The organism is Burkholderia cepacia (genome assembly GCF_001039005.1).
GTDB classification, from domain to species: Bacteria; Pseudomonadota; Gammaproteobacteria; order Burkholderiales; family Burkholderiaceae; genus Burkholderia; species Burkholderia theae.
Genome location: NZ_LDWR01000021.1, coordinates 205,418 through 222,377, shown reverse-complemented (window position 1 = coordinate 222,377; position 16,960 = coordinate 205,418). Strand labels below are relative to the sequence as shown.

The 16,960-nt window shown below is 66.5% G+C and carries 15 protein-coding genes and 1 pseudogene; 8 read left to right on the top strand and 8 right to left on the bottom strand.

Annotated elements, in window-relative coordinates; translation table 11 throughout:
- The first annotated feature begins 244 nt into the window (after positions 1-244).
- The 3 genes from VL15_RS13370 to VL15_RS13360 all read left to right on the top strand — a co-directional run bounded on the left by VL15_RS13370 (position 245) and on the right by VL15_RS13360 (position 1,935).
- Complete coding sequence (locus VL15_RS13370; RefSeq protein ID WP_048246070.1) at positions 245-1,297, top strand: CaiB/BaiF CoA transferase family protein; 1,053 nt, start codon at positions 245-247, stop codon at positions 1,295-1,297.
- A 118-nt stretch (positions 1,298-1,415) separates the two neighbouring features.
- Positions 1,416-1,664, top strand: a complete 249-nt coding sequence (locus tag VL15_RS13365) for a type II toxin-antitoxin system Phd/YefM family antitoxin (protein ID WP_048023838.1) — start codon at positions 1,416-1,418, stop codon at positions 1,662-1,664.
- The gene (locus tag VL15_RS13360; protein WP_048246068.1) at positions 1,654-1,935 is read left to right on the top strand and encodes a type II toxin-antitoxin system RelE family toxin; all 282 of its coding nucleotides are present in this window, start codon (positions 1,654-1,656) and stop codon (positions 1,933-1,935) included. Before VL15_RS13365 ends, VL15_RS13360 begins: the two co-directional genes overlap by 11 nt.
- A 56-nt stretch (positions 1,936-1,991) precedes the next feature.
- Here VL15_RS13360 and VL15_RS13355 read toward each other — a convergent pair whose 3' ends face one another.
- Positions 1,992-2,435 carry a PaaI family thioesterase gene (locus VL15_RS13355; protein ID WP_048246066.1) on the bottom strand — a complete coding sequence of 148 codons (444 nt, stop codon included), beginning with the start codon at positions 2,433-2,435 and terminating at the stop codon, positions 1,992-1,994.
- 278 nt (positions 2,436-2,713) lie between these two features.
- Here VL15_RS13355 and VL15_RS13350 point away from each other — a divergent pair, with 278 nt between their 5' ends.
- On the top strand, positions 2,714-4,333 hold the full coding sequence (locus tag VL15_RS13350) for a methyl-accepting chemotaxis protein (RefSeq protein WP_048246065.1): 1,620 nt from the start codon (positions 2,714-2,716) through the stop codon (positions 4,331-4,333).
- Here the strand turns inward: VL15_RS13350 and VL15_RS13345 are convergent.
- Positions 4,306-5,415, bottom strand: a complete 1,110-nt coding sequence (locus VL15_RS13345) for an AGE family epimerase/isomerase (protein WP_048246063.1) — start codon at positions 5,413-5,415, stop codon at positions 4,306-4,308. The two genes, VL15_RS13350 and VL15_RS13345, sit on opposite strands and share 28 nt — an antisense overlap.
- A gap of 114 nt (positions 5,416-5,529) precedes the next feature.
- Between VL15_RS13345 and VL15_RS13340 the strand changes: the two genes are divergently transcribed.
- Entirely contained in the window at positions 5,530-6,228 is a 699-nt protein-coding gene (locus VL15_RS13340; protein WP_048246061.1) for an MgtC/SapB family protein, read from the top strand.
- A gap of 393 nt (positions 6,229-6,621) precedes the next feature.
- Here VL15_RS13340 and VL15_RS13335 read toward each other — a convergent pair whose 3' ends face one another.
- The 3 genes and pseudogenes from VL15_RS13335 to VL15_RS39980 form a co-directional block, all read right to left on the bottom strand.
- Positions 6,622-7,611, bottom strand: coding sequence for a patatin-like phospholipase family protein (locus VL15_RS13335; protein WP_048246060.1), 990 nt, complete (start codon positions 7,609-7,611; stop codon positions 6,622-6,624).
- A gap of 72 nt (positions 7,612-7,683) precedes the next feature.
- On the bottom strand, positions 7,684-9,525 hold the full coding sequence (locus VL15_RS13330) for an amidohydrolase (RefSeq protein ID WP_048246059.1): 1,842 nt from the start codon (positions 9,523-9,525) through the stop codon (positions 7,684-7,686).
- Positions 9,526-10,211: 686 nt separating this feature from the next.
- Positions 10,212-10,606, bottom strand: a pseudogene (locus tag VL15_RS39980) (transposase); the annotation flags it as partial.
- 247 nt (positions 10,607-10,853) lie between these two features.
- On the opposite strand from VL15_RS39980, the gene VL15_RS13320 reads away from it, so the two are divergent.
- The 3 genes from VL15_RS13320 (at position 10,854) to VL15_RS13315 (ending at position 13,148) form a co-directional block, all read left to right on the top strand.
- The gene (locus VL15_RS13320) at positions 10,854-12,194 is read left to right on the top strand and encodes a hypothetical protein (RefSeq protein WP_048246226.1); all 1,341 of its coding nucleotides are present in this window, start codon (positions 10,854-10,856) and stop codon (positions 12,192-12,194) included.
- Positions 12,195-12,369: 175 nt separating this feature from the next.
- The gene (locus VL15_RS42680; RefSeq protein ID WP_164992063.1) at positions 12,370-12,525 is read left to right on the top strand and encodes a hypothetical protein; all 156 of its coding nucleotides are present in this window, start codon (positions 12,370-12,372) and stop codon (positions 12,523-12,525) included.
- Between the two features lie 143 nt (positions 12,526-12,668).
- Entirely contained in the window at positions 12,669-13,148 is a 480-nt protein-coding gene (locus VL15_RS13315) for a GNAT family N-acetyltransferase (protein WP_048246056.1), read from the top strand.
- 132 nt (positions 13,149-13,280) lie between these two features.
- Here VL15_RS13315 and VL15_RS13310 read toward each other — a convergent pair whose 3' ends face one another.
- From VL15_RS13310 to VL15_RS13300, 3 genes are all read right to left on the bottom strand, one after another.
- The gene (locus VL15_RS13310) at positions 13,281-16,097 is read right to left on the bottom strand and encodes a heavy metal translocating P-type ATPase (RefSeq protein WP_080970814.1); all 2,817 of its coding nucleotides are present in this window, start codon (positions 16,095-16,097) and stop codon (positions 13,281-13,283) included.
- 183 nt (positions 16,098-16,280) lie between these two features.
- The gene (locus VL15_RS13305; protein WP_047902238.1) at positions 16,281-16,604 is read right to left on the bottom strand and encodes a type II toxin-antitoxin system HicB family antitoxin; all 324 of its coding nucleotides are present in this window, start codon (positions 16,602-16,604) and stop codon (positions 16,281-16,283) included.
- Positions 16,601-16,852 carry a toxin HicA gene (locus tag VL15_RS13300; protein ID WP_048246054.1) on the bottom strand — a complete coding sequence of 84 codons (252 nt, stop codon included), beginning with the start codon at positions 16,850-16,852 and terminating at the stop codon, positions 16,601-16,603. The genes VL15_RS13305 and VL15_RS13300 overlap by 4 nt, the downstream gene beginning before the upstream one ends.
- Between the last annotated feature and the right edge of the window lie 108 nt (positions 16,853-16,960).

The window sequence follows — 16,960 nt, the reverse complement described above, 5'->3', positions numbered from 1 at the left end:
GTTCCGGCGTGCCGAGCGGTACGCGTTGCTTGCCCCGATCCCTGCGAAGCGGAATCCGCCGCGCAGGGATTTTTCGTTTGGCGCGCATGGTGCGCTATGCACGGGACCCGCGTAAGCGCTAAAGCGCTAACGCTGATCGACCGCCGTGGGGATGGAGTAAGCGCTGAAGCGCTAACTCCATCCAGCCACGCCATGGGATCAGCGTAAGCGCTGAAGCGCTAACGCTGATCGACAGGAGAATCGCATGTCGCTTGATGCACCGCTTTCCGGCATCCACATCGTCGAATTCGAGGGCCTTGGCCCCGGCCCGCTCGCGGGCTGGATGCTCGCCGGGATGGGCGCGCGGATCACGCTGATCGCGCGCCCGTCCGGCCGCACGAGCGCGCCGGACGCGCTGCGGGGCCGCGACGGCGACCTGCTGCGCGAAGGCAAGACGATCGTCGAACTCGACCTGAAGGCGCCGGCCGGCCGCGACGCGGCGCTCGAACTGATCGCGCAGGCCGATGCGCTGGTCGAAGGGCTGCGGCCCGGCGTGATGGAGCGGCTCGGCCTCGGGCCCGACGACTGCGCGCGCCGCAATCCGACGCTCGTGTACGGGCGGATGACGGGCTGGGGCCAGCACGGCCCGCTCGCGGCCGCGGCCGGGCACGACCTGAACTACGTCGCGCTGACGGGGCTGCTGTCGCTGTCCGCGCCGCGCGACGGCCGGCCGGGATTGCCGCCGACCGTCGTCGGCGACGCGGGCGGCGCGCTCGGGCTCGCGTTCGGGATCGTCTGCGCGCTGTTCGACGTGCGCGGCGGCGGGCCGGGGCGCGTGGTTGACGGCGCGATCGTCGACATCGTGTCGATGCTCGGTTCGCTCGCGCTGTGGGCGCGCGCGAACGGGCAGCTCGACGGCGCACAGCCGAGCCTGTTTCACGATGCGCCGTTCTACGACGTGTATCGCTGCGCGGACGGCGCATGCGTGACGATCGGCGCGCTCGAACCGCCGTTCTATGCGCTGCTGGTCGAACGGCTCGGGCTCACCGACGTCGATCCGGCGTCGCAGTACAACCGCGCGCACTGGCCCGCGCTGAAGGCGCGTTTCGCCGACGTGTTCGCGCAGCAGCCGTCCGCGCACTGGCGCGCGCTGCTCGAAGGCACGGATGCGTGTTTCGCGCCGCTGCTGAGCGTGGCCGACGCGGTGACGCATCCGCACAACGCGGCCCGCGGGATCTATCGCACCGACGAGCACGGAAACGTGCGGGCGCGCGTGGCGCCGCGCTTCCTGCCGTTGACGGGCGATGGGACCGAGTAAGGCGTGTCGAACTTCACGGCCGGAAGCGAATTCGGCATGGCCTGTATGGCACCCTGAATCGGGCTAAATATGGTGCCAAATAAAGTACAATAAAAATTCGATCGAACAAGGAGCGGACATGCCCCACACCATCCTGGCCAGCGTGACGGCGAGCGTCTCGGAGCTGAAGCGGAACCCGATGGGAACCGTGGCGGCAGGAGAGGGCTTCCCGGTCGCGATCCTGAATCACAACGAACCCGCGTTCTATTGCATCCCGGCGAAGACATGGGAGGCGATGGTCGAACGTCTCGAAGATATCGAAGACAACGCGCTGGCCGACTCGCGCGCCAAGGAGAAGGTCGTCAAGGTCAAGCTGAATGACCTTTGAGCTCGCTTTTCTCGAACCTGCGTTGAAGGAGTGGAAGAAGCTCGATCGCACGATTCGCGATCAGTTCAAGGCCAGACTCGCCGAACGGCTCGAGAATCCTCGCATTCCTTCGGCGAAGCTGCACGGTCATCCGGACCGCTACAAGATCAAGCTGCGCGGTGTCGGCTATCGCCTCGTGTACGAAGTGCGCGACGCGGAGGTTGTCGTACTCGTGGTTGCGGTGGGGCGTCGCGAGCATGATGCGGTCTATCTTGCCGCGATGAAACGCTAGCGCGACACGCGCTGCGTATTCGGCATCCTCTCATCGACCTCGGGCCGGGCAGCCGCTCAGGCCGTTTCCTCCGGCATATCCGGCGCCTTGCCGTCGCCGACGCGGTTGATCGTGCCTTGCGCGATCGCGACGAGCCGCTCGTGATCGCCGTCGATGACGAACACATGACACTGGCAGGTCGCCTGGTGCCGGCCCGCGTAGACGAGCTTCGCGCGGGCGACGAGCGTGCCGTTCACCGCCGGCCGCAGGTAGTTGATCTTGTATTCGGCCGTGATCACGCGCGGGCCGAGCACGAGCGCGCCGGCGAACGTCAGCGCGTTGTCGGCGAGATAGCTGATGACGCCGCCGTGCACGAAACCGTGCTGCTGCCGCAGTTCTTCGCGCACGTGCAGGCACAGCGACACCTCGTTGTCGCCGATATGCATCAACTCCGTGCCCAGCAGCATGCTGAACGGTTGCGCACGCAATGCGCCGCGCGCGTGGTCCGTGATGTCGGTCATCCGCTTTCCTCGAAATGAGTGCCCGCTTGCGCTGAACTCTAGGAAGGGGGCTGCGGATAAGCAAGGAAATTCGTCCACGTTTCCTGCAATTTACGGCGCGATGCGACGCGATTGTTGCGTCGAACGCGGGAGTTGTCCCGGTTTGCGGTCGATTCGGCGGGAATGCGCGAGCGACGCGCGTGATTAGCCGGCTTCATCGCCGGCTACTCCTAAAGTCCGGCGAAGAAATGCCGCTAATGCCGGGGCATTGCCTCATCTCGCTCTCCAGGAATCTCCCCATGTTCGGAAAAATCAAGCTCGCGTCGGGTCTGCTCGGCGTGTTGACCGTGTTTTGCCTCTTCCTGTTCGCGATTGAAGCGCTCGGCTTCTGGGCGCTCGCGTCGACGCGCAGCGGCGTCGACGATCTGTCGAACGTCGCGATCGCGCAGGTCAACGCGGCCAACCAGGCGACCGAGCACTTGCTCGACGCGCGCATCAACCTGTCGCGCGCCGGCACGCGGATGGTGCGCGGCGGCCCGAAGCCGGAAGACATCATCCGCCATGCCGGCGCCTCGCTCGCGGAAGCAGACAAGGCGTTCGCCGCGCTGACGGCCGCGCCGCCGGTCGACGACGCGAACCGTGCGCGCGTCGCGGCGCTCGCCGAGCGCTATCGCGCGCTGCGCGGCGCACTTGGGGAACTCGTGCAGTTCCTCGACGCGGACAACATCCAGGCATTCCTCGACCAGCCGACGCAAGGCATCCAGGATGCCTACATCGCCGAACTGCATCGATTCGCCGACTACGGCAGCGCGTCGAGCCGCACGGCGCTCGACACGATCGACGGCGGCATGCTCTGGTTCAAGTCGGTCGGCATCGTGCTGCTGGTGGCGATGCTCGCGGCAAGCGCGGCCATCTACGCGGCCGCGCGGCGCGCGGTCGTCGCGCCGCTGGAGGAAGCCGGCCGCCATTTCGAGCGGATCGCGCTGGGCCGGCTCGACGAAGCCGTGCGGGCCGGCGGCGTGTACGAGATCGACCGGATGCTGCGCGGCCTCGCCACGATGCAGACGAGCATCGCGGGCACCGTGCGCACGGTGCGCCACGCGTCCGATGCGATCCACCACGGCGCGGGCGAGATCGCAAGCGGCAACGCCGACTTGTCGGCGCGCACGGGCACGCAGGCCGCGTCGCTCGAGGAAACGGCCGCGAGCATGGAGGAATTGACCGCGACCGTCCGGCAGAACACCGACAGTGCCCGCGCGGCCAGCGCACTGGCCGACGCGGCGCTCGAAGCGACGAGCCACGGCGGCGGCGTGGTCGACAGCGTGATCGACCGGATGCGCGGCATCGCGCAGAGCTCGGGGCGGATCGCGGAAATCATCTCGGTGATCGACGGCATCGCGTTCCAGACCAATATCCTCGCGTTGAACGCGGCGGTCGAGGCGGCGCGGGCCGGCGAGCAGGGCCGCGGCTTCGCGGTGGTCGCGGGCGAAGTGCGCTCGCTCGCGCAGCGCAGCGCGCAATCGGCCAAGGAGATCAAGGCGCTGATCGAGGATTCGGTCGCGCAGATCAACGGCGGCGCGGAGCTCGTCGAGCGCGCCGGCGAAGCGATGCGGACGGTGTCGACGTCGATCACGCGTGTCGTGCAGACGATGTCCGAGATCACGTCGGCGTCGGTCGAGCAGAGCGTCGGGATCGAACAGGTGAACCAGGCCGTCACGCAGATGGATCAACTGACGCAGCAGAACGCGGCGCTGGTCGAGGAAGTCGCGGCAGCGGCCGCGTCGCTGAACGACCAGACCGCGCACCTGATGCAGGCGGTGTCGGTGTTCGAACTGGGCGATGGACGTGCCGCACGCGGCGAACGCGCGGCGCCGTCGTTCGCCGATACGGGTTACGCGCCGGTCGGCAACGCCGCGTAGGCGGTCGCGAGGTGGTAGGGCGTCGTCGACGGCATGTCGGCGCGCGACACCTGCCCGTCGGCCGTCTTGCACTCGAACCAGCCGCGCGGATGCAGGAAGCGCGCGGCGAAACGCTCGATCTGCTGCGCGAGCGGCACGGAGGCCGGCGTGCCGCCGTGCGTCGCGAGCGCACGCAGGTATTCGGTCTGCGCCCAGATCCGCTGCGTGCCGTCGACGCACGCGCCTTGCGCATCGAGCGCCGCGCAGACGCCGCCCGTCTGCGCATCGACGCCGTATTGCTCCGCGAACGTGAACGCGCGCGACAGCGCGCCGGGGAGCCCGGTTTGCGCGAGCCGCGTGCCGGCCGCATCGACCAGATAGAACCACTCGAATTGATGGCCGGGCTCGAAACGGTTGTCGGCCGCGCCGAGCGGCAGCTCGGCCACGCATCCGGTCGCTGCATCGACGAAGGTGCGTTCGACGGCCTGTGCGGTGCTGACGAGCGCATCGTCGAACGCCGTGTCGCCGAACGCGTCGGCGGCCGCGAGCCACGCTTCGGTCAGGTGCATCAGCGGATTCTGCAGCGCGCCGCTGCCGGATGACGAGAAATCGGCGTGGCGCGCCGCATCGAGCAGCGCGTCGCCACGGCGCGGCGCGAAGCGTTCCTGGATCAGCGCGGCGGTCTCCTCGGCCACCGTGCGCGCGGCGGCGTCGCCCGACGCCGCATGCCACGCGGCGCATGCGAACACGATGAACGCGTGCGTATAGAGATCCTTGGTCGTATCGAGCGGCGCGCCCTGCGCGTCGACGCTGTAGATCCAGCCGCCGTGGCGCGTGTCGCGGAAGCGGCTGCACAGCGCGTCGAACAGCGTGGCCGCGTGCGCCGTGTCGCCGGCCTGCGCGAACACGAACAGTTGCCGAGCGCAGGCCATTGCGCGATAACGGGTGGCGGGCAGCGGCGCGTGGCTGGCCGGGTCGACGGCCTCGAACGGCAACCGCAATGTGTGGTCGAACCCTGAACCTCGCCAGATCGGCAAGACGACGTGCGCGAAATGGTGGCGCAGCTGGGCGGCCTGGGCGGAAGCGGAGTCGGAAACGGACATGACGGGGTTGAGCGCTTGGATCGAAACGTGTCGGCGCGGCCCGGAGGATCGGCGCGGCCGGGGCCAAGGATAAAACATTCCGCGCGGCCGGCACAAAAAAAGGAGAGAAATCGGATGCTCAGCAACCTGGAACTCGTGATGCGGCTCGTTCTCGCGGCGGCGCTCGGCAGCGTCATCGGCTTCGAGCGCGAGCGCCTGTCGTGGGCGGCCGGCCTGCGCACGCACATGCTCGTGTGCGTCGGCTCGACGCTGATCATGATCGTGTCGGCGTTCGGTTTCGCCGACGTGCTTGGCAGCAGCGACCACATCGTGCTCGATCCGTCGCGGATCGCCGCGCAGGTCGTGTCGGGCATCGGCTTCCTCGGCGCGGGCTCGATCCTGCTGCGCGGCGAGATCGTGCGCGGGCTGACGACCGCCGCGAGCCTGTGGTCGGTCGCGGCGATCGGGCTCGCGGTGGGCGGCGGGCTCTACGTCGCGTCGATTTCGGCGACGATCATCATCCTGATCATCCTGGCCGGCATCAAGCCGCTGGAACGGCGCTACTTCACGGTACGCCAGCGGCGCCAGCTTGCGCTGACGGTCGTGAGCGGCGCGGTGACATTCGATTCGCTGCACGCGGCGCTCGGTGCCGACAGCGCGCGTGTGAAGCAGTTCATCCTGCAGCGTGCCGACGACACCGGCGAGCACGACGAGGTGCGCATCGCGCTCGCGCGGGTGTCGGAACTCGAATACCGGGCGATCTGCGACAAGCTGCGCGGGCTGCGGGGCGTCACGCGATTCGAGGAAGGGAACGGGCTGTCGGGCGACGAATAGGCTGAATCGGTTGCGGGCATGCGACAGGGGCCGGCCACCGATTCCGTTCGACTTCCGGTGCCGCGTTCGCGGGCCCTGCCATCCGATTTCCATGAACTTCGCCGTGATTTGACGGAAATCCATGTAAATTCAATGAATTGCGATGGGTTCTTGGGAGGGCTCGCCAGGCCCGTCAATCAATAATCAGTTCAGCCGCCCAAGCGATCTCACGATCGGTGATGGGAGGCATTGCGGCCGTCGACGCCCAACGGCAGCTCGCCCGCGGACGCATTGCCCGGCCGCACGCGGCTGACGGTGCCCAGGGATTCGGTTGAAGTGCGTGTCGACGCAGTGCCGGCATCGGTGATACCGGCCGTCGCCAGTCGAGAGCGACGGCCGGTGGTCAACGCGCGATCAGCGCCAGTTCGTCTCCACCCAATCGCAAACGTGTTGCCACGCGGTGGAATTCATGTACGCCCGGGTTTCCTTCTCCATCTCCGGCACCTTTTCCCACTCGTCCAAACCGATGGGTTGTCCGAGCAGGAAATTTCCGCGCTGATAGCCGCTGTTCAGTATCTGTTCGACCTGGCGTGCGGCAATCGCCGCCGTGGTGTCCATCGTCAGCCCGAGTAACGCCGCGGCTGGAACGTTCTCGCTCGCGGCCGGCCACAGCCACTTCGAGACGCCCCAGTTCAACGGGGTGCCGATCGCATCCGGCGCAATGCCTTGCGGGCTCATCCCGGTGCCGAGGGACAGCAGGCGAACGTCGTTCAGGTTGCCTGCCTGCCCGTTGCCCAACGCTTCGGCAATGGCGGCCACGGAAGGATTGTTCGCGAACACGCCGCCGTCGGCGAAGTAGCCGAGGCCGTCGACTTCGTACGGCGGGAAATAGGACGGCGCGGCCGATGTCGCAAGCGCGGCGTCGAGCATGCGGATGTCCCGATAGGGGTTCTTGCTGCCGTTGGAGAATGTGCAGGGCGCCCAGCTTTTCGCGGACGGATCCCACAAGCGCGCCGAGTTGACCACGACGAAGCGGGACAGATCGGCCAGCTTGCCGGTGCCGAGCAGTTTCCTGGCGATCTGCTGAAGCCCGGTGTTGACATACTGGCATGCGAACAGGCCCGGTCCGGCCAGTTCGGCGTCCTGCCCGGGCGCTTGCTGTTGCGTCAACCACGCGCTGTTTTCCTTGAAGATCGCCGAGCCCTGCGTGCGGTAGATGTCGACGATCTCCGCAATGGGTGCGCCATGCGCGAGCCCCAGGGCGATCAGGCCGCCCGTGGACGTACCGGCAAAGCCGTCCGCTTTCGCGATGATCTGGCTTCGCTTGTCGAGGTCCTGGATGAGCAGGGCGGTGATCAACCCGCGAATACCGCCGCCATCGCAACTGAGAATCTTGAAGGTCATCGTGCTTCTCCTTGTCCGGTGAGAGGGATACGAATGCCGCTTCGCTTCGGGCCGCGCACAGGGCGCGACCGCCTACTTGTTTTCCGCCGGCTTGAGGGCTGCGTAAACCTTGCGCCCGCTGACCCATGTTTCGTGCACGTCGATGTCGCGCAGTTGATAAGGACCGGTCGGTTCAACGTGCAGGGGATCCTGTTGCAGAATCACGAGGTCGGCCTGTTTTCCCTCTTTCAGGGAACCGACCTGATCATCGAGGTGGCATTGCCACGCCGCGTCGATGGTCACCGCGCGCAGCGCCTCGGGCGCGCTCAGGCATTCGGCTTCGTTGAGTACCGCAAGCTCCGGGTCGGCTTCCATTACCCGCCACATTGCCTGATCCATATAGCGCAACGGCCCTAGCGGAGAGACGAAGTGATCGCTGTGCAGGCTGACACGCAGGCCCTCGCGCAGCGCCGACTTGCATCGATCGAGCTTCTGCGCGCGTTCCTCACCCAGAATGGTGTTCCGGAACGCGCGTCCCCAATAGCCCACGTGGCCGATCAGGAAACTCGGCGAGATGTCCAGCCGCTTCATGGTGCGGAGATCGTCGTCGTCCAGCAGCGACGCATGCTCGAGCCGATGGCGCAACGGCTCCCGTTTCGCATCCGGCCCGGGCGGGCACGAAACGGGCTCGGGAACCTTGCTCAGCACCAACTGGTATGCGGCCAATACATTGGCGATCCCCTCGTCGCCATTCGCATGGACCATGATCGGCCATCCCGCCGCATCGACCTGCTGCATGATCTGCGCCAGCGATTCGATCGGCGCGAAGTTGAAAAGACCATTCGGCCCGACGCCGGGAACGCGGTGCTCGGCGCAGCATTTGTATGGCGTACTTTGCAAGCCGCTCAAGCCTTGGTTGGAGCCATCGGCAATCAGTTTCATTGCGCGGATGGTAAACAACGACTCGGGCGGGCTGTTCAGTTGCGGTTTGAATTGGTTGAGCCACAACGACCAGAGGTCGTTATTGCCGAACAACGCCCCGCCCATGCGAACCGTCATCCATGGCGTGCTCGCCAGCGCCTGCAACAGGACGACTTCATAGAACCCCAGACCCATCCCGACGCCGGCGTCGAACAGGGTGGTAATGCCGTGCTGGTTCGCGGTCGACATCACCTTCCGCATGGCGATCAGCAGATCGGCCGGCTGCGGGCGCGGGACGGTGTTCGTCATCTGGGTGACATTCGATTCGGTCAGCACGCCCTCGGGGAATTTGGCTTCGAGGCTGGCGGCCTGCAACGCGGCGCCGTTGGCATAACCGAGATGCCCGGAGGCATTGATCAGGAACAGGCACACGTCCTTGCTGATCCCATCCAGCCAGGCACGGTCGATATCCACCCAATCGCGCATCAGCGACGGGTCGACGCCGCTGCCGCATACCCACTTTTCCCCCCTGCCTTGCGCGTCGCGGACCAATTCCTTGAGCTTGTCACGGATAGCCTCGGCGCTGTAGTCGGGATTCAGTTTTTGACCGTCGAACGGTGACAGGTCGTGCCAGGGCGGGGTAAGGAAAACCGCGCTGGGCAGCAGATGTGCGTGCGGTTCGATCAAGCCGGGAAGCAAGGTCTGACCGGGTTCGAGCCCCTGCTCGCGTGCGTCGGGGTAGCTGTCCCGCATGCGTCGGCGCACCTCGTCGAGCGCACCGGTGGCGATGACCTTGTGCTCGGCGATACCCAGCGCTTCGACGCGCGTGTTGCAATCCTCCGGGTCCGGGTAGATGTTTCCGCCGTGAAAGATAACGGCCTCGGGCGCGCTTTGCGCTTCAAGCTGGCTCAATTCCTTGAGCAGTTCCTGCCATTCGCTCTCGTTTTGTCCAAGGGCGCCCGCCAACAAATGGGGGCTGCAGCATGCACATCCGAGCTGGTGTCGATGGAACATATTCAGATCCTTTTCAGTTTTTATTGAATTACCCGAAATTGTTATCAAAAGGTGCATCAAGTTGACCGGTGAGGCAGTACGTGGAATCCGTGAATCGTTGCACGCAGGAAGCGATGAAATCGATGCATGCCTGCGTATCGGTTTCGCGGGGATAGCGGTGCCGCGTCGCCGTCAATATTCACTGCAGATCATTTCTTAAATCAAAACGCCGAGAGGAATAATGCGTCGAATGTCGTGATGCAGAAACGGTAGTGCTGGTTTAAATAACCGTATTTTACGGACGATGCGGATGCAGAAATCAATGCGACGGTGCGAATCAGGTGAAACGTTTGAGCGCAATCATATATATATGCGTTGAATGGAAATGGAGCAAGCTCCGGTCGACGACCGTGACAGGGGTAGCTGCAATGTGGCCGTGTGTCCAGGCCCACTGCATGACCGCTGCATACGTCGGCGCGTGCAGCTGGCTGTAGCAGTCTTCGTCAGCCGGATTGGGCGCAGGATGTCAGCACAGTCATCACGGCGAGTTGCATCGAGCTTGCGATTGCCTGGCTTGGGAAAGACATCAATTTCCAGACGGCTGATCTATTGGATTGCATGCTTCTCGCTTTTCCAGTCTGGTTTCAGTTCTTCATGAAATTGGCGAGCGGCTTTCTCGAACGTCAGGGCAGTGGCGACAGCAGAGGTTATGACGGTTTATCAAAGGCCGATACTGGTTGGGTTTTGGCCAATTTTTTTCGGGCCGTTTCGGTAGGGAACATCGAGTTGATGCGAGCGCCGATGGCGTGCCGCAGTTGCTTCCAGGCCGCGATCTCTGTGATCAGCCGGTCGCGGCAGCCGATGCGGCGATCCAGACATTGGCTTTGCAGCACGCCGATTTCGATCTCGACCATGTTGAGCCAACTGGTGTGTTTGGGCGTGCTAGTGGCATTCGATTTGCTGCGGGATGTGGCGAGCCTCTGCTGGTGGCACGGCTCGGTAGAGCGCAGTTGGCGTGTGGGTCACGGATCGTCCAGCGCGCGCCGGATGCGTGGTGTCCCGGGGGAGGGATATCGACCGGATCGCGCACGCACTGGGCGAAGACCTGGTCGGGGTTGGCAGCCGTCCAGTCACTTTCCCGTCGAGGACGGGTTTGTCGGCTGGTTTGAGCGCTTTGGCTTGTTTGTCGGTTAGCATCGGTTTTCAGCCCATCATGCAGCCCATCGGGAATCAATGGATAGCGCTGGATGGCGTGAGAGCATAGTGGGCGAATTTGTTATGCAAATAATTGATTTGTTTGAAGATAATTGGGCTATCGATTGATGTTCTCGGACAATGATTTGTCAGACGTGACCGAATTCGTTTCCACGCCTCGCTCCCCCTCCCGTTCCAACCGTTCGTCGGCCCGTGCCCGCCAGCGTTCGGCTGCTGCCGCAGGCAGTACGTCCGCGAGGGCGACGGTGCGGTCCGGCAGCGCGCCGGCCGGCGATGCGTCGCGGGACGAGCGGACGTTCGACCTGTTCGGCGATCCGGTGCTTGAGCCGGGTGAGCGTATGCCGGTGGTGGCGCGCGACGAAGCGGGTGCGTCAGCCGATGTGGAGGCTGGCGTCGCGGACGACGTGTCTGCCGGGCGGCAGCCTGCGCTGGACGGGTTCGGCGCGCCGGAGGGCGCGAGTGCGGCGGGGCATGCGGAAGCTGAGAGCCCGGTAACGCCGGATGTCGCGGTGGCAGCCGACGGCGTTTCGGCGCCTGAAGGTGGTGATGCCTCGAACGCAGGCGATGTGCCTGCTGCCGATGGTGCCGCAATCAAGCTAGCCGATGTGCCTGCGGTCGATGGCGCTACGGTGTCGGCAACCGAGCGGCAAGCGGCCGACGCCGCTTCGGCGAAGACGTCCGAACTGGAAGCGGCCGATAGCGAAGTCGCGAAGCCTGTTGTCGAAGCCGCGGCCGTCAAGTCCCGCGGAGGGCGATCTTCCGGCGACGCCGTGAAGGAGCGCCGCGCGTCGTCATCGGGCGGCAAACGCCGGGCGGCCGCCGGTGCGAGCGAAGCGACGGCGGTGCACTCCGTGCCGGTTGCGGCGAGCGTCGACACGCCGCTGGAAGCGGCCGGATCGAACCCGACGCCGGACGCTGTTTCGACGGTCGAGCCGCAGACGCCGGTACTGCCCGAGGCGGCGAACACCTCGAACACCGCGAACACCCGTGACGCTGCCTCGCAGGCCGATGCTTCACCGTCGCCTGTCGCACAGCCCGTCGCTTCCGCCGCGTCCTTCGTGACCAAGCCGTCGGTGGAACGCGTGCAACCGGCCGCGCCGGCCTTCGATCCGGACACGCACCTGCGCCCGCTGACGGACCGGCTCGCGGTGCTGCAGTCCGATGTGGACGGTCTGACGCGCACGGCCGATCGCGAGATGCGCCGCGTCAACCGCCTGCTGCTGGCGCTGGCCGTCGTCGTGCTGGCGGGGCTCGTCGCGCTGATGCTGCAAACGCGGCAGATCGCGCACCTGAAGCAGGACGCGGCAACCAAGCAACAGCGGATCGATCGCCTCGCGGCCGATCTGTCGACGCAGCAGGCGACGCTGATGACGCTCGAGGAGCACCACGAGGCGCTGCTGTCGCAGGTCGACCGGCTTCAGCGGAATGCGAATCGCGAGGCGGCCGTCGCCAAGCGTGCCCGCCGAACCCGTTGATTGTTCCGACCCTATCCTGAAGGCCACACGGGGCAAGGATCGTCGTTCCGAGCCCGGGATCGGCGACAACACGCGTGCGGCGAACTGATGCGGTGCACTGGCAGAATTCAGGGAAAACCCTTAGAATGGAGTTTGTCTAAGGGAAAACCCTAGAAACATCTGTCAGGAGTCTCACATGAGCTTCATCTTCGCCCTGCTGCAAAAGATCGACGACCTGTTCGTGTCGCCGCACCTCCCGCTCGACGCCGACTACTCGTACGCTGCGCGTCGCGCCGAAGCCGAGCGCGTGCGCCGTGCGCATCTCGTGCCGATCGTCCTGTATCGTCGCTGATTCGCTGATTCGCTGATTCGCTGATTCGCTGATTCGGCGCGGCGCCCGCCGCACCTGCCTGCCCGTTTTCCGCCGCTGCATCGCACGCCGGCGCGACCGTCCCGCTACACTGGAAGTTCGATTTCCCTCACGGTGATCGGGCCATGCTGCTGATGCGGCCGATGACGGCCGGCGAATTCCACGCGTACCGCACGCGAGCCATTGACGGCTACGCGCGCGATCTCGTTTCATCCGGACAAAATGCTGTCGAAGACGCGGCCGATCGTGCGCGCGCCTGTTTCGACACGCTGCTGCCGGACGGCCTGCGGACATCCGGCCAGACACTCGTCGTGCTCATCGACGGCGCCAGCGGCGACGCGGTGGGCGACCTCTGGTACGCGATCGTGCCCGAAGGGCCGAACCGCACGCTGTTCATCTACGACCTCGACATCGTCCCGTCCCGACGCCGCCAGGGATGGGCCACGCGCGCGCTCGATGCGCTCGACGCCGAGGCGCGCCGGTACGGCGTCACCGAAATCGGGCTGTCGGTGTTCAATCACAACGCGGCGGCCCGCGCGCTGTATCGCGCGTGCGGCTTTGCGCCGATCACGACGACCCTGATCAAGCCGGTTATCACGGGCTGAATCCGTCTGCGCCGCGATGTGTCGGCGATTCGGCGCCGCCGCTGCCGGCCAACGCCGGCAATCCTCCCGATCCTTCCTGTCCGCTGAGCGCCGAACGGCCGTTCGGCCGCCCGGCCATCACGGCCGGCCGTGTCAGCGCGCGCGGCCTTTCCATCTCCGCAGCAGCAACGCGTTGGTCACGACGCTGACGCTGGAAAACGCCATCGCCGCACCCGCGATCACCGGATTCAGCCAGCCGAGCGCCGCGAGCGGCACGCCCACCAGGTTGTAGACGAACGCCCAGAACAGGTTCTGCTGGATCTTCCGGTACGTGCGCCTGGAGATGTCGATCGCGTCGGCGACGAGCGTCGGATCGCCGCGCATCAGCGTGATGCCGGCCGTATGCATCGCGACGTCCGTGCCGGTCGCCATCGCGATGCCGACATCGGCCGCGGCGAGCGCGGGCGCATCGTTGATCCCGTCGCCGACCATCGCGACGATCCCGCCGTGCGTGCGCTTCAGTTCGGCGACGACGCGCGCCTTGTCGTCGGGCAACACCTGCGCATGCACTTCGCCGATGCCGAGCGACGCCGCGACGGCCGCCGCGCTGCCGCGGTTGTCGCCCGTCACGAGCACGCTTGCGACGCCGCGCGCCGACAGCGCCGCGATCGCATCGTGGGCGCCGGGCTTCACGGTGTCGCCGAACGCGATCAGCGCGAGCAACGCGCGCGGCGCGTCGGCGCGCATCAGCCACGAGATCGTGTTGCCCGCGCGCTCGAGTTCGGCCGCGCGCGCGTCGAGTGCGGGCGGCACCGCGATGCCGAGCTCGTCGCGCCAGCGCGTGCTGCCGAGCGCGAGCAACTGCGCGCCGACGCGCGCTTCCACGCCGCGCCCGGCTACCGCGCGGGCATCGGCCGCAGTGACCGCAGCGACCGCTGCGGCCGACGGCGCCGTGTCGCCGCGCGCGGCAACGTTCGCATCGTGTGCGGCAACCACCGCACGCGCGAGCGGATGCTCACTCTGACGCTGCACCGCCGCCGCGAGCGCGAGCGCTTCGTCGCGGGGCATGTCGACCGCTTCGAACGCCGTCACGGACGGCTTGCCTTCGGTCAGTGTGCCGGTCTTGTCGAATGCGATCACGGTCGCGCGCTGCGCGAGTTCGAGCGCCTGTGCATCCTTGATCAGCACGCCGTGCCGCGCCGCGACGCCGGTGCCGGCCATGATCGCGGCGGGTGTCGCGAGGCCGAGCGCGCACGGGCACGCGATGACGAGCACCGCGACCGCATTGAGGATCGCGGTTTCCATGCCGGCGCCGGCGATCAGCCAGCCGACCAGCGTCAGCAGCGCGATGCCGAGGATCGCCGGCACGAACACTTCGCTGACGCGATCGACGAGCCGCTGGATCGGCGCCTTCTCGGCCTGCGCGGATTCGACGAGGCGGATGATGCGCGCGAGCGTCGTCTCCGCGCCGATCGCGGTGGTTTCGACGACGAGCGCGCCTTCGCCGTTGATCGAGCCGGCCGTGACGGGATCGCCGCCGTCCTTCGGCACGGGCAGGCTTTCGCCGGTGATCAGCGATTCGTCGATATGCGAGCGGCCCGACACGATCCGGCCGTCGACGGGCACGCGCTCGCCGGGGCGGATGCCGACCTTCGTGCCGACGCGCACCTGCGACAGCGGCACGTCGCGTTCGACGCCGTGCTCGACGACGCGCGCACGGTCGGGACGCAGCGCGTTCAGCGCGCGGATCGCGTCGGTGGTCTGGCGCTTCGCGCGCGATTCGAGCCATTTGCCGAAGCGCACGAGCGTGACGATGACGGCCGACGCCTCGAAATACAGGTGGCCGGGATGCGCGGGATCGCGCAGCAGCATCCACAGGCTCAGCCCGTACGCGGCCGACGTGCCGAGCGCGACGAGCAGGTCCATGTTGCCGGCACGCGCCTTCACCGCATGCCAGGCCGCGCGGTAGAAGCGCGCGCCGAAGCCGAACTGGACGATCGACGCGAGCACGAGCTGGAGCCAGCCGGGCAGCATCAGGTCGATACCGAAAGGCGCGACGAGCATCGGCGCGACGAGCGGCGCGCTCAGCACGGCGGACCAGATCACGAGGTTGCGTTCGCGAACCGCTTCGCGGCGCTTGCGGGCATCGGGATCCTGCGCGGGGCTGGCCGGTTGCGCGTCGGCGCCGGCCGAGGGCGCGGCGGCGAGCGACGCACGGTAGCCGGCCGTCGTGACCGCCGCGATCAGCGTGGCGGCGTCGAGCGCGCCGGCGCCGTGCACCGACGCGCGCTCGGTCGCGAGATTGACCGATGCGCGCGCGACGCCCGGTACGGCGGCCAGCGCCTTTTCGACGCGGCCGGCGCAGGACGCGCAGGTCATGCCGCCGATGTCGAGTTCGAGATCGGTGGAGGCGGTGGATGCTGCAGGCGGGGTGGTGGCGTTGGCGACCGGCGTCGCGCCATAGCCGGCTTGCTTGACGGCGTCCGCCAATTGCGACGCGGAAATGTCAGCCGCGGCGTCGATCGTGGCCCGCTCGGTCGCGAGATTGACCGACGCGCGCGTGACGCCCGGCACCTTCGCGAGCGCCTTCTCGACGCGCGACACGCACGACGCGCAGGTCATCCCGTCGATGTCGAGTTCGATCGGGGCGCCGGCCGCGGGAAGCGCCGGCACCGCGACCGGCGGCGCTTCGTCGAGTAGCGTATGCGGGATCGCGACGGCCTCGACCGCCGCTTCACGCACGGCCGCACGGTACCCGGCCGCGCCGACCGCGTCGACGAGCTGGCCGGGCTCGACCGTTTCCTGCGCGGTCACCGTCGCCGCGTGCGTATCGAGATCGACCGTCGCTTCGACGACGCCCGGCACGGCGGCCAGCGCGCGCTGCACGCGGCCCGTGCAGCCGCCGCAATGCATGCCGTCGACGCTCAGTTCGATCGTTTGCAGCGCTGCGGAGGCAAGTGGTTCAGTCATGTCGGATTCCCCAAAAGCGCGGTTCGTGCCGCGAATGAATCCAGTATCAACATTCCCATGATGGTAAGGTCAAGCGGCGATGACGCTGTTGAAGCACACAGGTTGTCACAACGCGGAAAAAGCAAACGCCCGGCTTCCAGACGGAGAGCCGGGCCGGTCGTGTTTTTGCGCTCGACTACGCGCTCAGGCGCAGAGCTTGGCGCTCGCGAGGCGATTCAGGCTGACGCCTTGCTCGGCGGCCTGGATCACCAGCGCGCGGTGTGCCTGTGGAGGGATGCGAACCTTGAATTCGCCGCTGTAGGTCCGGTCGGCGATCGGCTCGGGCACCTTCTCCCCGTTCGCGGCCATGTCGCGCACGACATCGGCAACGAGCCGGCGAATGCCGGCCAGCGCGCCTTCCGGCGTTTCGTCGAGCCACGAAAGAGACGGGAACTCCGCGCACAGGCCGACGTGCTCCCCGTCCTCCGGGGACCACGTTACGCGGTACGTAAAGTGGTCTTGGGTCATGATTGCTGTTCCTTCAGTCGATCGATCGCGTCGAGCACCTGTCGCACCTGATAGGCCTTCGCTTTCCCGCGATCATTCTGGATATTCACTCGAGGATCGCCTTGCCACGGTGTCTTGAAAATAGCGTGGCTCGAACCGGATTGGCGGGCCGCTCCGAAGTGTGTCTCGCAGACCTTGAACAGATCGTTGAATCGCACATTCGCGGGCTCGCGCCTCATCAGTTCGAGGATCTTCGATACGCTAGCCATACCGAATGGTGTCAATATTGACACCATTCGTCAATCCGGAATTCGCCCCTTCCACCCGCGATTGTTCCGGCGTGTGCGTGTGTCGTTCCGATATTTCCGATTTTGTGA

What these genes read in the sequence shown, in the direction of transcription:
- VL15_RS13365 (WP_048023838.1), top strand. Translation starts at nt 1,416, where the DNA reads ATGCCCCACACCATCCTGGCCAGCGTGACGGCGAGCGTCTCGGAGCTG.
- VL15_RS13300 (WP_048246054.1), bottom strand. Translation starts at nt 16,852, where the DNA reads ATGGCTAGCGTATCGAAGATCCTCGAACTGATGAGGCGCGAGCCCGCG.
- VL15_RS13370 (WP_048246070.1), top strand. Translation starts at nt 245, where the DNA reads ATGTCGCTTGATGCACCGCTTTCCGGCATCCACATCGTCGAATTCGAG.
- VL15_RS13305 (WP_047902238.1), bottom strand. Translation starts at nt 16,604, where the DNA reads ATGACCCAAGACCACTTTACGTACCGCGTAACGTGGTCCCCGGAGGAC.
- VL15_RS13340 (WP_048246061.1), top strand. Translation starts at nt 5,530, where the DNA reads ATGCTCAGCAACCTGGAACTCGTGATGCGGCTCGTTCTCGCGGCGGCG.
- VL15_RS13360 (WP_048246068.1), top strand. Translation starts at nt 1,654, where the DNA reads ATGACCTTTGAGCTCGCTTTTCTCGAACCTGCGTTGAAGGAGTGGAAG.
- VL15_RS13350 (WP_048246065.1), top strand. Translation starts at nt 2,714, where the DNA reads ATGTTCGGAAAAATCAAGCTCGCGTCGGGTCTGCTCGGCGTGTTGACC.
- VL15_RS13355 (WP_048246066.1), bottom strand. Translation starts at nt 2,435, where the DNA reads ATGACCGACATCACGGACCACGCGCGCGGCGCATTGCGTGCGCAACCG.
- VL15_RS13330 (WP_048246059.1), bottom strand. Translation starts at nt 9,525, where the DNA reads ATGTTCCATCGACACCAGCTCGGATGTGCATGCTGCAGCCCCCATTTG.
- VL15_RS13345 (WP_048246063.1), bottom strand. Translation starts at nt 5,415, where the DNA reads ATGTCCGTTTCCGACTCCGCTTCCGCCCAGGCCGCCCAGCTGCGCCAC.
- VL15_RS13335 (WP_048246060.1), bottom strand. Translation starts at nt 7,611, where the DNA reads ATGACCTTCAAGATTCTCAGTTGCGATGGCGGCGGTATTCGCGGGTTG.
- VL15_RS13310 (WP_080970814.1), bottom strand. Translation starts at nt 16,097, where the DNA reads ATGACTGAACCACTTGCCTCCGCAGCGCTGCAAACGATCGAACTGAGC.
- VL15_RS42680 (WP_164992063.1), top strand. Translation starts at nt 12,370, where the DNA reads ATGAGCTTCATCTTCGCCCTGCTGCAAAAGATCGACGACCTGTTCGTG.
- VL15_RS13315 (WP_048246056.1), top strand. Translation starts at nt 12,669, where the DNA reads ATGCTGCTGATGCGGCCGATGACGGCCGGCGAATTCCACGCGTACCGC.